Source organism: Shewanella sp. ISS20 (genome assembly GCF_056522965.1).
The window spans coordinates 774,367-789,508 of sequence record NZ_JAWRZK010000001.1; the positions used below are offsets into that span (position 1 = coordinate 774,367).

Sequence of the window (15,142 nt, forward strand, 5' to 3'; positions counted from 1 at the left end):
TTTGCAAAAATCACAGGGATGCTTGTTACTTGGGCCGCTGTTCTTCGTAGCCCTAACAGCCAATGTAACCGAGGCGCAGGTGACGAGCAGCGCAGATAAAGATAACTCTGCGCCACTCAGTATTATTGAGCCAACAGCCACCGCAGGCCTGAATAATCGATTTCGCATCGATTATATGGTTGAAAACATTACTTTACTCATCAAACGTCGCTATCAATCTGTGCCAGTGATCCTGATCTTACCCGATGGTACTAAGTGGTATTCCGACCGTCATCCCGATACCGTGCACTGGGTTGATGGTATTGCAAGCGACATTATCGTCATTAAAAACCCTATGCCCGGCCCTTGGCAGGTATTAGGCCATGTCAATCAAGGTTCAAGCATTGAAAAACTGTCTGAATTGTCAGTAGAAGTTGACCCGTTACCTGAGCCCATCTTTCAAGGTGAACGCGTTAAGGTTACCGCGCGCTTACTCTCAGGCGAGAAACTAATGACTATGCCCGGCATGGATTACTTGATTAATTGGCAAGCTAAGTTATTGAGTAATCAGCAAGCAGGCGATGAGAATTTTGCCGTTGGTACTTACAAGGCGGGTGGCTATCTTGATAATGGCGAAATGCTCGATGAGCGCCCAAATGATGGCCTATTTACTGGCGATCTCAATTTAAATCAACCTTGGGGTCATTATACCTTTCAGGTCATGGCCAGAAATCGCATCCTTGAGCGCGAATTTAATATACCGCTTAACCTGTTGCCGCAGCCTGTAAAGGTAACAATCGTCGAGCCGAGCGATACCGTTAATGGACAATGGCGGGTTAATATCTTTATTAATGAAGAACATGTACGTGCGCCAGAAACTCATGTGGAACTGACCGTTGTGGGACCATCTGAGCAATGGCCATTACCCCTAACCGTGCTAGTACCGGGCAATAATCTGATGGATATTCCTAAAATGCCAGGCCCTGGGGGATATCGTATTGAAGGCAGTATTGCATCCACTACCGTTGGTGGGCGCGAAATTGTGCTCACTATGAATGAGCAATTTTTTACCATAGCCGAGCCTGTGCCAGAAGGACCAAGTTTGGCAGACATTGCTAAAGAAGAGGCCAAAATAGCCGATGCTCAAACTTTGGCGGCGCGCAGTAATGCACAGTTTTGGATTATCACTATTAATGTCATTTTATTAGTGCTTGGCATTATTGGTCTAATCGTCTGGCGTAAGCGGCAAACCATGGCAAAAGCACTTGCATCAGCGGAACTCAATATGTTGAATCAGCCAGCGACCAATGCTAAAAGCAGTACCGGCGCAAAAGACATCAAGCTTGCTGGAAAAACCGCCTAGTCATGAGTTGTAGCGTGATTGGTTAAAATTTAGCTAAACAGTTAATTGTTATCAAAAAAATATTGACCTACGCTAAAGTTATTAATAATATCAACGGTATTGGAGCGGTAGTTCAGTTGGTTAGAATACCGGCCTGTCACGCCGGGGGTCGCGGGTTCGAGTCCCGTCCGCTCCGCCAACATTTAAGAAGCCCAAGCTATTAATTAGCTTGGGCTTTTTGCTTTTCTGCTTTTGCATGTCTGAGACCGCTGTTCGTGACCGTGACCATTTCGTGACCAAAACCCGTGTTTGACCGAGTATCATAACGCCGGATCGCATTTATTGATTATAGACGGCGTAAAACTTCTAGACCTTCTTTTTACCCCCCTAAAAACGGCGTGATTATTAACCGGCCCGTTCCCGACGGCGAAGTTCATTGTGCCTTAATGTGTCGTTTAAAGCGCAATACAGTAGAAAAACGCAGCGTTGTGACAGCTGTTAATGCTGATTATTTGGACAATTCGATTGGTGTGAAACCATAAATATACCGCGCACTAATTGAATAGGGTGGCAAGATACTTGAGCCGTTTGGTATGCAGCGAAAACACCTTCAGGGTCAATTGGGTTGCACTATGGTGCTGCACACGTGGCGGCAGAGCTTGAGTCAACATATCCACTTGCATTGCTTAATTCCTGGCGGGGTGGTGACGTCAGCGGGAGATTGGCATGGCGTGAAAACGGATTATCTGTTTCCGGTTAGAGCCTTGTCTACCGTGTATCGGGCCAAGCTATTACGGGCACTGCGACAACATGACCAGGCTATCCCGGCGGCTCAAACCTTAATGGCAAAGCCGTGGTGTGTTTACAGCAAAGCGTGTCTGAGCCGCGCCGAAACCGTGGTGGAATACCTCTGGCGTTATACCCGTAAAGGCATGCTGCATCAGTCAAGAATTGCCGACCTGACCGCAGAGCATATCCGTTTTCACTACAAGGATTATCGTGACGGTCAGCAGCATAAGCAAATGCGGCTAAGCTGTGGCGAGTTTATCCGCCGTTATTTACTGCATGTGTTGCCCAAAGGGCTGATGCGAGTGAGACATTTGGGTTTTCTCGCCAATGCTTGTCGCCGCAAAAAGCTGGCGCTTATCCAGCGGCAACTACGTAAGCCACAGGTGGTAATGACGAGTCCTGCAGTTAAGGAGGACTGTTTGTGGCCATATCCGCAATGCAAGTTAGGTCATTTGCAGTTTTTTGGGCTGATAAGACCGAAGGGATTTGTGATGATTAACAACCAAAGTCAGCCAATATGCCTGTCAGGATAGCCACTTCCTCAAGACGTAGCGGAATGACCGACTGCAAAAAGCAGCCTGCCTTATGGGGTTCAACCTATGAGGGGATAGGGTGTGGGTGTTAGCCTGAATTTGGGGCTAAAATACTGCCAACCAAGGTCAACAATCAGTCCAACGTGAGCGTAAAAGAATGAGAAAGCTAGAACGATATCAAGTTATTACCCTCCAAACTGGATAAAAAACAGCTACCGCAAAAAAGCAAATCATTCTAATCATTTAATTGGGTGTGATATTCCAAACGATGCGCGACGTCGAGCGGAAAGCGTTGCTAAGATATTAATGGGTTTATTTAAGACTGGAAGCAAACAATGAAGATTTGATGGCGCAAATTGACGGGGTTTTACCATCCTTAGTTTACCCCAGCCAAAGATGGCTAATCTGTTTAATGTATTTGGATAACTTGCAGACGATCTTACATATTTACGTATTGATCTATATGCCTAGCCATTATCAGCCATATCAAATTCAAGCTGCATTAAATACATATCTTCGCCATTAGTCACTTGGGTGTTAAAGCTGCCGCAGTGCGGGCAAATGATGGCGCGCTCAGAAGGGAGCGAGTCGGTGTTGCAATCGCGGCAATGCAAGGCTAAGGGCTGAATGTGCATTTCAAGCTCAGCCTGTTGGCATAAGCTATCTAGCTTAAAAGTATCAAAGGCGGTTTGCAGTAAGCTAGGTTCAATGCCGCTAAGGACGCCAACTTTAATGCTCACCCGAGTAACCGCAGGCGCCTGATGCTGCCTAGCTAAATTGTCGCACTGCTCTAGCAGTGCGGTCACTATTGAGTATTCGTGCATTAACAAATCCTTGGTAATAATTCGCCTTGGGGAACATCAAGATAGCGGCTTGATCCCCATGGAGTATTTAATAGCACTTTACCGCTATGCTCAGTTTGTCCGTAGCCAATGATAGCGGCCTGCTGGCATTGCGGCTGTTGGCGCAAAATTGTCAGCGCAGTTTCGGCCTGCGCTTGCGGTAAGGCCAGCACAAAGGTGCCTTCATTGGCTAAATCCAGCGCTTCAAAGCCAAACAATTCACACATGCCTTGCACTTCATCGGCAATCGGAATATCCGCTTCGGTGACTTGAATGCCAATATTTGATGCCTGCGCCCACTCATTAAGTACTGCGCTTATGCCGCCGCGGGTAGCGTCGCGCATGGCATGAATATCAAGGCCCGCGGCTAGGAGAGCGCTAACTGCTGGCCATAAAGTAGCGCAATCAGAGGTGAGACTCGATTCCAGCGTTAAGCCTTCACGCGCCATTAAAATAGCGGCGCCATGGCGACCAATATCGCGCGACACAATAATGGCATCGGTGGCTCTTATGTTATAGGCGGAAATACCTTCTTGTTGGACATGGCCAACACCTGTCGTGGTAATAAAAATGCCATCGGCAGAGCCTTTAGGCACTACTTTAGTGTCACCACACACTATCTTAGCGCCGCTGACGCTAAGCTCTGTGGCCATAGATTCAACAATTAAGCTGAGATCATCATAGCTAAAGCCTTCTTCGATAATAAAACTCGCGCTCAGGTACTCAGGTTTAGCCGCCATCATAGCTAAATCGTTAACTGTGCCTGCTATGGCTAATTTACCTATGTTGCCGCCGGCAAAAAACAGTGGCGCCACGGTAAAAGCATCGGTAGTAAAGGCTACGCGGCCATTAAGCGTCAGTAGGGCGGCATCTTCTTGTTGGCATAATAAGGGGTTGTTAAATGCCTTAAAAAATAGCTGAGTGATCAACTGATTCATTTCTTGGCCACCGCCGCCATGGCTAAGTTGTATGGTCTTGCTGCGTTTGTTATTTGTGATCATCAGCTTGTCCTCGCGCCGTTATGCCGCCATAGCGATAGTAGGCATTACAGGCGCCTTCTGAGCTTACCATGCAGCTACCTAGTGGGGTTTGTGGGGTGCAGCCGCGGCCAAAGACTTTGCATTGCTGTGGCTTAGATAATCCCCGTAAAATATCGCCGCACTGACAGGCTTTATGATCTTCAATTAGCTCTGTGGGCAGGTGAGACGCAAAGTGTTGTTCGGCGTCTCTGTGGCTAAATTCTGGGCGTAACTGTAAAGCTGAGTTAGCTATGGGGCCAAGCCCGCGCCAGCGAAACTCTGGCCGCACTTCAAAATATTTATCGACCAAAGCTTGCGCCGTGAGATTGCCATCAAAGCTTACTGCTCTGTGGTACTGAATGGCTAATTCGGCGCGCCCTGCAACTTGTTGACGGGTAATCATTAAAATTGATTCCAGCACGTCTACAGGCTCAAACCCAGCGACCACAACCGGGGTGTGATACTTATCGACTGCGGCTTGATAAATCTTGGCGCCTTGAATTACGCTCACATGTGATGGGCCAATAAAAGCATTAACTTTAACTCGCGCATCACTCATCACAGCATCTATGGCTGGTGGCACAAGCACATGATTGATATGAAACAGTAAATTATCTAGCCCTTGGGCTTCGGCTTGGGCTAGTAACACAGCAGTCATGGGCGTTGAGGTTTCAAAGCCAATGGCAAAAAACACGACTGTTTTATCTGGGTTTTCACGCGCTATAGTCAAGGTATCTAAGGGATCGTAAATCGGGCGGATTTCGCAGCCTTGAGAGCGATATTGCGCCAAACTGCCGCGGGAACCTGGCACGCGTATCATATCCCCTAAGGTCACGAGAATGACATTATCAAGACTCGCTAAAGCGGCGGCGTGATCTATGCGCTCTTTAGGCATAATGCACACAGGGCAACCTGGGCCATGAATAAATTGAATATTGTCCGGCAATAGCTGCAATAAGCCATATTTCATTATGGTATGAGTGTGGCCGCCACAGACTTCCATAATATGCAGCGGGGCGCGCAATTGACGCGCCTCTTGCTGGATCTCTGCGGCTAAGCGCTTAATGGTTTGCGGATCGCGAAAACCGTCATACAGGGATTTAAGCTCTAACATGCTTATTCCCCTTGTTGCTCAAGTTTATCTATGATTTCGCGATATAAAGATAGGCTTTCCATGGCCGCGGCTTTATCAATTTTATTCATCACAAAGCCAATATGGATCAAGACAAAATCGCCAAACTCGAGTGGCTCACTGAGTAAGTGGCTGCTGACTCTGCGCTTTACTCCCATGGTATCGACGCTAACGCTGTGATCTTCTGCGTGGATCTCAACGACTTGTGAGGGGATAGATAAGCACATAGTTAGATCCCGCCCGCTGGCGCTGTTTCAAGATTGGCTGCTAACCACTGGGCAAGAGGTGCCATGGTCGCGGGATCTTTTACTGAGATACATAAGATCTGTGCGTTTGGATTGAGTTTTTTTACCGCAAGGCTTGCTTGCTCGATACTGAAATCAAAGTGCGGTAAAAGATCGCATTTAGTGAATAGCACGAGATCGGCGCGGCGGAACATCACAGGGTATTTCTCAACATTATCATCCCCTTCAGGGATAGACACTAACACTATGTTTTTATGGGTGCCGACATCATTGATCTGATCCGCTAACTCTGGACACTTAACTAAGCACTATTTTCAATTCAAAATTCTCAGGGCTTAAATAGCCAAGTGAACTATGCCTTCTGGTTTTATTGTAATCAACTTCTATGTACTCAAACACTGTGTGCTTCATGGTTTCCCAGTCCATGATCGGCTCGTACTGAATGGCCTCAACCTTGAAAAACACCGAGGCTTTGCGGCTCATGCTTTGGATAAGCTGATTTTTTTCAATCAGATCTCGATACGCATGTGAACAATATTGGCTGCCTTGGTCACTATGAACAATCACTTTTTTTGGAAAACCACGACGAAACAGCGCCATTGTCAGCGCGTCACAAGCCAGCTTAGCCGTCATGCGATTACTCATCGACCAGCCAATCACGGCGCGCGAGTACAAATCGATAATCACCGCCAGATACAGCCAGCCTTCGCTTGTCATCAGATACGTGATATCACCGACCTATTTTTGGTTCGGGCCGCTGGCATCGAAGTTCTGCTCCAGCAGATTTGGCGCTACCGAAAGCAGGTGATCGCTGTCAGTTGTTGTTTTGAATTTACGGGCTGCTTTAGCCACTAAATTCTGTCTTGTCATGCTGTTCATCATGGTTTTCAAATTAGCGCATTCTCAAATAACAACTAGGCGGCATGAAATGGGACTGCAAATGTCATCCATTTGTGCTCATACGCGCGATCAGCACTACCCTTTTATTGATGTCTTTATTAAGCCCTTAGAGGGCTTGGTTCTGGCTTTTTCTATAGCCTAGATAAAATGGTGCGCAACATATCCCTGTTTATGTAACCTTTAATCGAATTGCTCAGAATGGAATAAACATCGACCTAAGAAATGTTTGAAGTTTAAGCCGCCAGCGGTAATATTTAACTAGCTAGCAACAAAATTAGCGAGTGTCGCACTTCGGCGTTGAATTCGGGAGAAACCTCAAGATACGGCCTGCGAATCTTGAGGTTGTTTTACCGTTACTTAACAGCCTAAAGAATAGGCTGTTATTGGCTAGCGCTTGTCGATTTTGACTAGTTGATTTTGCGCGGCATTACTTTGCTAAATTGTGTGTAAGTTCTCATTTAACACGCTGGCTAAACCTGCAGTATTCCTATCTAAAATCAACTGTACTAAGTTGGGGTTTAATACCAATACGGCTTCAATGCCATGAGCTTGCAGGGCGCTGCTGTCCAATAGGCTGGCATCTTGCACTTCTAGTCGTAGACGATTATCGGCAATGGCGCGGCATGAACTCACTTTGCCTAATAGCGGCAGAATGGCGAGCGCTTGCTCTCTGTCTTGTGACGAGATATCTAGCTTAGCGGTTTCTACTGTGGTAACCGGCGCACTCGCTTGGTATCCACCAGATGCGAGCATTTCATCGATTTCAGTACGTGACACTTCGGCGATAGTTCCAACAATTGCTTGCACCGCATTGCCAGAAATCAACACGCCACTGGCACCTAACTGTTTCAGTCTGGCTTGATCGACTTTGCTGGTATCGCGCACATCCATGCGTAAGCGAGTAATGCAAGAGTCCACATTGGTTAGGTTTTCAGGTCCACCAAAGGCTTCAATAAAGTTACGTGCTCTTTCTGTTCCTTCGGCTGAGACTGTCTCAACTTCGTTGTCCATACGCCCTGGCGTTTTTAAGTCAAACTTCAAAATTAAGAATCTGAAGACCATGTAATACAGCGCTGCATAAACTAGGCCTAATACTACAAGTAACCAGATTTTTTGTGATTGACCAGATAACACCAGAAAATCAATTAAGCCGTGGGAGAAAGACGTGCCATGCACTATGCCGAACATGTTCACTAACACATAGGCAAGGCCTGCCATCAGTGCGTGCACTACATAAAGTAAAGGTGCAGCAAATAAGAACGCGAATTCAATGGGTTCAGTGATACCCGTTAAGAAGGCGGTTAATGCCGCAGATACCATGATACTACCGACCATGACGCGATTTTCTGGGCGAGCAGTATGCCAAATAGCCATGGCTGCTGCTGGTAAGCCAAACATTTTGAACAAGTAACCGCCGGCCAACTGACCAAAACCATTACCCGCAGCGCGACTCGCTTCATCAGCTTGTAAATAACAAGTAAGAACGCCAGTAGCCGGTTTTCCTAAGCTATCAACACAATTACCGGCTTCGAAGAAGAAGGGGACATTCCACACATGGTGTAAACCCGCTGGAATTAATGAACGCTCTACCAGACCATAAATACCAAAAGCTAATGTGGGGTTTTGATAGGCGGCCCAATGGGAAAACACTCCGATAGCATTTCCTATCGGCGGCCAAATAAAGGATAAGATGACGCCGGCAAATATTGCCCCAAAGCCAGTAATAATCGGCACACTGCGCTTGCCCGAGAAGAACCCAAGGTAAGACGGCAATTGAATTTTAAAGAAACGGTTAAAGGTTGCGGCCGCAATGGCGCCAGCAATCATACCGCCAAACACGCCAACATCTGTGCCAGGCTCAAGCACGCCAATGGTTTTAATCATGATGGCATAACCGACTAAGGCTGCCATGGCGGCAACACCATCATTTTTAGCAAATCCTAACGCAATACCTATGGCAAACAGTAATCCCATATTACTAAAAATGGCATCGCCAGCTTGCACCATTAGCACATTGACGATATCGGGGATGACACTAAATCCCGCGCTGCCTACGCCTAACAGAATACCGGCTACTGGTAACACAGAAACCGGCAACATCACCGATTTGCCTACTTTCTGTAGCATTGAAAATGCGCCGCTCATTATCGCCGTCTTCGGCTTAGCGGCTTGTATTGTTGTAGTTGTCATAATTTAACCTTATAAATTTCAACAGATCACCCGGTGAACAACGCTGTTATATTTCGCCTTTAACGGCCAGTAGCGTATTAGGTTCACGCATTAATGCTCGAACATCGTTGGCATCAGCGCAGCTCATGGCTTTAGCGGCGATGGCCTGACAGGCTTGTTGATTTAATTGCCGAACCTGATGCTTTACTTCGGGAATAGAAGGCACACTCACCGACAGTTCATCAATACCTAAGCCGACTAAAATAGGGACAGCATCTTTTTCGCCCGCCAGTCCGCCACAAATACCGGCCCACTTACCTTTGGCATGGGCGGCTTTAACCGTCATGCCAATGAGGCGTAATACCGCAGGGTGCAGTCCATCGGCGATGGCAGCTAACTTAGGGTGGCCCCGATCAATTGCTAAGGTATATTGGGTTAAATCGTTGGTGCCGATAGAGAAAAAGTCGACGTGCTCGGCTAATACATCGGCCATTAAGGCCGCCGATGGCACTTCAATCATGATCCCAATTTGAATGCCGCTAATGTCGATAGCCAATTTCTGCGCTTCTTCTTTAACGACTTGTTTGGCCAACTTAAGCTCAAACAAAGAGGCGACCATAGGGAACATAATGCGCAAGTTACCCGCATCCGCCGCCCTTAATAGGGCGCGCACTTGTTGGCGTAATACTGCAGGTTTATCTAAGCCGACACGAATACCGCGTTCACCAAGGAATGGATTATCTTCTTTAGGTAAAGGTAAGTAGGCTAAAGGTTTATCGCCGCCGACATCTAAGGTACGCACCACAAGAGGGCGCTCCCCTAAGGTTTGTAGTACCGCGCGATATGCTTGTTCCTGTTCGGTTTCTGATGGCGCAACCGCTTGATCTTGATAGAGAAACTCAGAGCGCAATAGACCAACCGCTTCGCCGCCCATATCCACTAATTTTTGGGTGTCGCTGACTTTAGCAATGTTACCGGCAATCTCAAATCGCACCCCATCTAAGGTCACTGCAGTGTCATCTTTTTGCGCCAAGGCTAAGGTTTTTTGCTGCTCAGCGGCATCTTTAGTGACCTGAAGCTGGGCCATTTCTGCGTCAGTCGGGGTCAATAACAGGTAGCCTTTTGCGGTATCAAGCAACACCTCAGTGCCGTGTAAACTCATGACCTTAGCTTCAACACCCGCCATAGCAGCAATTCCCATGGCTCTTGCTAAAATCGCGCTGTGACTGGATGAACCGCCTAAAGTAGTGCAAATGCCTTTAACGAAGGCGGGATTAAGTTTTGCGGTATCTGAAGGAGTTAAATCTTTGGCTACCAGAATAGTATTTTCAGGAAGTTCAGCGGGAATTGTGTCTTGTGACAATCCTGCCATGATCCGTGATACGCGATTACCGACATCCACCAGATCTGTTGCTCGCCCGGCGAGTAAAGGGTTGTCCATGGCTGCAAGTTTGTCGGCTTGGCGGCAAATGCTCTTACTCCAGGCATAAGGCGCTGACTTACCTTGCTGTAATTCAATGATACAGTTGTCGTACAAATCAGGATCTGAAATTAACTCTTGATGGGCCACAAAAATATCGGCTTTTTGCCCCATATTCTTGCTATGCAGCTCGGCAACCAATTCAGCTAAGGTTAAATTGGCGACTTTCATTGCATTATCAAGGGTTTGTTGCTCAATCTGCGCATCTTTGGCAAAGGTGTCAAACTTTGGGATTTCAGCTTCAATCACATATAAACGCCCCCTCACTTGACCAGGGGAGGCCTCAACGCCAATCAACTGACGTGGATCTTGACTCGTTTGCAGCAGCAGTGACGGCTCGGAAAATGGATCAAAGTCGCTTTTTACATCTTTAGTCACCACAGAAGCATCTGCGCCTTCTTCACCTAAGCCTGCCATAATCGCTGCGCTCAAGGCAGTAATGGCCGCTTGCTGATCTTTACCTTTGGCAAGGATAACAATCTGCTCGCCACAGGCGATATCTAACCCCATGAGGCCAACCACACTGCGAGCATTGGCTTGTTTGCCGGCTTTTTCTATCATCACATCACATTGAAAGGGCTTAATCGCTGTGACAATGGCTGCGGCAGGTCTAGCATGAATACCGGTTGGATTGATAACAACTAGTGGCTCTGAGCTAATCATGTCATCTGACTTAGTGACGGCACTCGCGGCAGCAGATACTTCGGCAGTAAATAACAGATCTCCCACGTTGACTAATTTTTCAGTCGTAGGCGTTAACGTAATAATTCTTGTCATATCAGTGAGTAATATCACGGTACGCAAGCTTTTTACACTACAGCCCACTTTATCTAAATCAAGCTCAATAAGTGGCGTCTTAGCTTTTACCGCATCTCCCACAGTGACTAATGGCTTAAAGCCTTTGCCTTTCAATTTAACGGTATCGACACCTATGTGAAGTAGGATTTCAATGCCTGCGGCGGTTAATAAGGTGACGGCATGTTTAGATGGGTGTATTTGAGTGATAGTGGCATCACATGGGGCGTGCAATATGTTATCCGTTGGGTCTATCGCTAGACCATCGCCCACCATTTTTTGTGAAAATGCGGCATCAGGCACCTGACTCAGTGGACAGCTAATACCCGAGAACGGGGCCAGCAACTGAATCGCGGTTGAGGTATTTTTATTCATTGTAACTCCGTGTTAAACACCTAACTACTTAATATAAAAGTATTTTATTTATTGTGGTGAAATACCAATTACTGACATTTGCACTTGCCATTCCCTTATTGAGCTGATGTTTAGTCATACTAAGAGAATGCCTTAACTAGGCCGCGGCTTATCACTCCTTGATGAATAGGGGGAGTCGTCAACTCAGGTTTGTCACTGATGCAAAATTATCGAATTAATCAATATCTGACGGACTTTAAGTTAACCACTTGTATTGAATGAAAATTACCATTTCAGTGATCTGCGTGATAGTCAGAAAAACCATAATTGAGACATAACAACACATAACCCATAGATAGAGGTTGTTGTTTAACCACTCATAAGTAAAAGTAGGGCAAAAGTATGGGTGTGGTGGCTGATTCTACCAACCGGATTAAAGTATCACCATTCCATGGGACCAGAGCTGCACTATTCATCCCTAGGTGTGAATGGTTATTTAGCATTATTCATTGGGCTTGGATGTATTATTAGACACTTAGAATTTGATCAGTATCCAGAGCACCATACTTACCTTGTGGTAGAAAAAGCCGAATAAGGGCTTTAACCGGGCTGTTAATGAATGAGTGGCGTACACCCTCTACATCAGCAATTGTCATGACTGTGATTTCGGTAAGCTCAACGTTTTGGCAACGAGCCAGGCGGGCAATAGGCGCGAGTAAGAATTCAATATGGCTTTAAATCTAACAGAAGTTGATGGGGTAATTATCAAAGCCAAACACACAGCGACTTGTCATTGTGGTTCGGTTGAGTTTGAATTGGATTTGCCACAGGGGCTGGTGGATTTACGTCGTTGTGATTGCTCGCTTTGCCATAGGCGAGGGGCGATTGCGGCATCAATTCCGCTGTCAGGTATAAAAATTATCAAAGGGGCTCAGCTGTTAACCCTCAACCAGTTTAATCCCCATACCGCTAAGCATTATTTTTGTCATAAGTGCGGTATTTATACCCATCATCAACGCAGATCAAACCCGACCCAATATGGTTTTAATGTTGGGTGTTTGGAAGGCATTAACCCGTTAAAAATACCCTACATACCCACCTATGATGGTGTTAACCATCCTGCTGATAATAAATAATGGCGCAATGGATTTTTTAGGAAAGTAGACATTATGGTCATTGAAGTTCGACGCGCTGAGCCTTCAGATGCTAACGCAATCAAAGATATTTACGCCTGCACCAATGCTCATACCGAGACGTTGCAGCTACCGCTGCCTTCTTTAGCGCTGTGGCAAAAGCGTATTCAAACGGGTGCTGACCATGTTTATGCTTATGTCGCTGAGCATGATACTGAGGTGGTGGGACATGTGGTTTTTGAGCTCTGTCCTAACCCAAGACGTCGCCATGTTGGGACCTTTGGTATGGGCGTCACCGACAGCGCTCAAGGCTTAGGTGTCGGCAGCGCCTTGCTAGCTACCATTATCGATTTAGCGGATAACTGGCTTAATCTAAAGCGAATCGAGTTGACGGTTTATGTGGATAACGCGCGAGCCATCCATTTGTATAAGAAATTCGGCTTTGAAGTCGAAGGAGAGTCGAAAGCCTATGCCTTCAGAAATGGGCATTATGTTGATGTTTACCACATGGCTCGAATCGTAGCGCACGTATAAAGAGCGCCAACATCTGCGTAATTAAGGCATGGCATTGCTGGCGTCAAAGACGAGCGTAGATAGTACTGAACATGCCAATAGTTCTAATCGGGCAATCAATATATAAGTTACGGAGGGGTAAATGTCACAACATTCAGCCAAGGTCAGTTGGCAGCGCAGCGATGGCGAGGCTTTTACTGATAATCAGTACAGTCGCGCTCACATTTGGGATTTTGATGGTGGCGCCAGCATATTAGCCTCAGCATCACCCCAGGTTGCTCCTTTACCGTTATCTGTTGCCGCGAATGTTGATCCAGAAGAAGCATTTATTGCGGCATTATCAAGCTGCCATATGCTGGTGTTTTTATCGATTGCTGCCAAGCAAAGATACCTTGTTGATAGTTACACCGACCATGCCGTTGGCACTTTAGGTAAAAACAGCAAAGGTAAAACTTCAGTGACTCAGGTAGTGCTAAGGCCTCTCGTCAAATTTGGTGGTGCTAAGCAACCAAGCTTAACGCAGCTTGAAAAAATGCATCATGTGGCGCATGACAATTGTTTTATTGCTAACTCAGTTGAAACCCAAGTAGTAACAGAAATTATCAGCTGACAAAGGCTTTAAGATGGGCAAGGTTAAGGTTTTCATTTCTAGGGCTAAAGTGGATATGGCGCTGCGCTTGAATCTAAGTGCTTGAGTCTGGTGGCTAAGGCTCTGCCAATACTTCCGCTCAGAGTGATTTCCAAAACTTATGTATCATCAACGGTTTGTTTTAACAAAGATTTTTGGTCGTTCAACCCTATGATAAGCCCCATGTCAAACCAGGCTTGTAAGGCGATTAATACTTGCTGCGCCGCGTGCTCGGCATCGAAGAACTGCATCATCAATTCACACTGCTGCGCGAAATTAAACCCTTCAATAAATCCCCTCAGTAATTGGTATTGGAACGGGTGCAGGGACATAAATTCGGTTAAGCGCGAGTCGCCGCGCCACAGTAACCAATAGCGACAAGCGCTATAGTCGGGTGCCCTTGGTGCTCGTTCGGCTTTGAGACTTTGCCAGGCTTCCACGGCATTGCTTTGGCATTGGAAAATTTGCACGCTGGGATGAAATCGCAATTGGCATGTGGGCCAGAGGTCAGCGAGTAATTGCTGCAAATCACTAAAGCTCAGTCTTAACGCATCTCGCGCATCAAATGTATTAAGTAAACGGCGCTCAAAGGCGGCGATATCCGCCAAAATAGGATGCTCAGCAAAAGGGGTAGTTGAGTTAAAAAGCGTGGTAAATCATCGCAAAAGTCGCGCAATGACGGCACGCTTGATGGATGCTGCTGGATGTAAAGGCGCGCCATGTCATCAAATAAGTCATCGCCTAAATAGAGGCCAAGTATTTCATGATCTGTTTCTATGGTTTCGATTAAGCGCAGCTGGTAGGCATTACGATAAATGGCCATTCTGGTCTCTGCCGTAATCTTGCCTTGCTCCACTATGTGGCTTTGCAATGGCGCTGCGTCACCAGTATTTAAATAATCCATAAAGCTATGTTGCAACTTGCGTAATGATGCACTCATGCACTGAGTCCTTGTGTTGGGACAGCAGATATAGGGTCAAGAGTGAGTGTGGCTAGATGGGGGAATTGCAAGGCGGCGAGGCGTGATGCTTGTTGCAACTCATGTTCTAACGCGGGGAAGGCGGGAATATTGCCATCTCGTTCTACCATAGTGCTCACTAAACCAAAGCGTTGCAACGCTTGCTGGTATAACTGCCACACTGGCTCTACAACATCTTGATCATGAGTATCAATTACATAGTCGCCATAATCACTGTGACCGGCGAGATGAAACTGCTGCACCCGCTTAGGGTTTATTTTATTGAGGTACTCAGATTTTAGTATTTAGGTATAAGGCAGTGAACAAGCTG

General features: G+C 46.5%; 12 protein-coding genes, 1 tRNA gene and 4 pseudogenes. 6 read left to right on the plus strand and 11 right to left on the minus strand.

The genetic code is table 11. The annotated features are described in order from the left end of the window. Position 1 precedes the first annotated feature (1 nt). The 3 genes and pseudogenes from AC1HDP_RS03510 to AC1HDP_RS03520 form a co-directional block, all read left to right on the plus strand. Positions 2-1,342 (plus strand): TIGR03503 family protein, encoded by a 1,341-nt coding sequence (locus AC1HDP_RS03510; protein WP_479637683.1) that lies wholly within the window; start codon positions 2-4, stop codon positions 1,340-1,342. 101 nt (positions 1,343-1,443) lie between these two features. Next, positions 1,444-1,520 (plus strand) — tRNA-Asp (locus tag AC1HDP_RS03515). Positions 1,521-1,899: 379 nt separating this feature from the next. After that, positions 1,900-2,643: pseudogene (locus AC1HDP_RS03520) on the plus strand (IS91 family transposase); the annotation flags it as partial. A 467-nt stretch (positions 2,644-3,110) separates the two neighbouring features. On the opposite strand, the gene hypA reads toward AC1HDP_RS03520, so the two are convergent. The 8 genes and pseudogenes from hypA to ptsP all read right to left on the minus strand — a co-directional run bounded on the left by hypA (position 3,111) and on the right by ptsP (position 11,600). Continuing rightward, a complete protein-coding gene (hypA, locus tag AC1HDP_RS03525) occupies positions 3,111-3,467 on the minus strand; it encodes a hydrogenase maturation nickel metallochaperone HypA (protein WP_479637684.1) in 357 nt (118 codons plus the stop codon). Continuing rightward, on the minus strand, positions 3,467-4,483 hold the full coding sequence (gene hypE / locus AC1HDP_RS03530; protein ID WP_479639815.1) for a hydrogenase expression/formation protein HypE: 1,017 nt from the start codon (positions 4,481-4,483) through the stop codon (positions 3,467-3,469). Before hypE ends, hypA begins: the two co-directional genes overlap by 1 nt. Then, entirely contained in the window at positions 4,473-5,618 is a 1,146-nt protein-coding gene (gene hypD, locus AC1HDP_RS03535; RefSeq protein WP_479637685.1) for a hydrogenase formation protein HypD, read from the minus strand. Before hypD ends, hypE begins: the two co-directional genes overlap by 11 nt. A 2-nt stretch (positions 5,619-5,620) precedes the next feature. Further along, entirely contained in the window at positions 5,621-5,863 is a 243-nt protein-coding gene (locus AC1HDP_RS03540) for a HypC/HybG/HupF family hydrogenase formation chaperone (RefSeq protein ID WP_479637686.1), read from the minus strand. 2 nt (positions 5,864-5,865) lie between these two features. Then, positions 5,866-6,150 (minus strand): annotated as a pseudogene (locus tag AC1HDP_RS03545) (P-loop NTPase family protein); the annotation flags it as partial. Between the two features lie 28 nt (positions 6,151-6,178). Further along, a pseudogene (locus tag AC1HDP_RS03550) lies at positions 6,179-6,775 on the minus strand (IS3 family transposase); the annotation flags it as partial. Between the two features lie 441 nt (positions 6,776-7,216). After that, positions 7,217-8,971 carry a PTS glucose transporter subunit IIBC gene (gene ptsG / locus AC1HDP_RS03555; RefSeq protein ID WP_479637687.1) on the minus strand — a complete coding sequence of 585 codons (1,755 nt, stop codon included), beginning with the start codon at positions 8,969-8,971 and terminating at the stop codon, positions 7,217-7,219. 46 nt (positions 8,972-9,017) lie between these two features. Then, positions 9,018-11,600, minus strand: coding sequence for a phosphoenolpyruvate--protein phosphotransferase (gene ptsP, locus AC1HDP_RS03560; protein ID WP_479637688.1), 2,583 nt, complete (start codon positions 11,598-11,600; stop codon positions 9,018-9,020). 707 nt (positions 11,601-12,307) lie between these two features. On the opposite strand from ptsP, the gene AC1HDP_RS03565 reads away from it, so the two are divergent. The 3 genes from AC1HDP_RS03565 (at position 12,308) to AC1HDP_RS03575 (ending at position 13,835) form a co-directional block, all read left to right on the plus strand. Continuing rightward, positions 12,308-12,715: a GFA family protein gene (locus AC1HDP_RS03565; RefSeq protein ID WP_479637689.1), complete on the plus strand. Its 408-nt coding sequence runs from the start codon at positions 12,308-12,310 to the stop codon at positions 12,713-12,715. A 33-nt stretch (positions 12,716-12,748) separates the two neighbouring features. Continuing rightward, entirely contained in the window at positions 12,749-13,246 is a 498-nt protein-coding gene (locus AC1HDP_RS03570) for a GNAT family N-acetyltransferase (protein WP_479637690.1), read from the plus strand. Positions 13,247-13,367: 121 nt separating this feature from the next. Next, positions 13,368-13,835, plus strand: a complete 468-nt coding sequence (locus AC1HDP_RS03575) for an OsmC family protein (RefSeq protein WP_479637691.1) — start codon at positions 13,368-13,370, stop codon at positions 13,833-13,835. Positions 13,836-13,972: 137 nt separating this feature from the next. Here the strand turns inward: AC1HDP_RS03575 and AC1HDP_RS03580 are convergent, their stop codons facing one another. The 3 genes and pseudogenes from AC1HDP_RS03580 to AC1HDP_RS03590 all read right to left on the minus strand — a co-directional run. Continuing rightward, the gene (locus AC1HDP_RS03580; protein ID WP_479637692.1) at positions 13,973-14,461 is read right to left on the minus strand and encodes a hypothetical protein; all 489 of its coding nucleotides are present in this window, start codon (positions 14,459-14,461) and stop codon (positions 13,973-13,975) included. Further along, positions 14,398-14,793 carry an HvfC/BufC N-terminal domain-containing protein gene (locus tag AC1HDP_RS03585; protein ID WP_479637693.1) on the minus strand — a complete coding sequence of 132 codons (396 nt, stop codon included), beginning with the start codon at positions 14,791-14,793 and terminating at the stop codon, positions 14,398-14,400. Before AC1HDP_RS03585 ends, AC1HDP_RS03580 begins: the two co-directional genes overlap by 64 nt. Then, a pseudogene (locus tag AC1HDP_RS03590) lies at positions 14,790-15,104 on the minus strand (multinuclear nonheme iron-dependent oxidase); the annotation flags it as partial. The pseudogene AC1HDP_RS03590 and the gene AC1HDP_RS03585, both read right to left, overlap by 4 nt. Between the last annotated feature and the right edge of the window lie 38 nt (positions 15,105-15,142).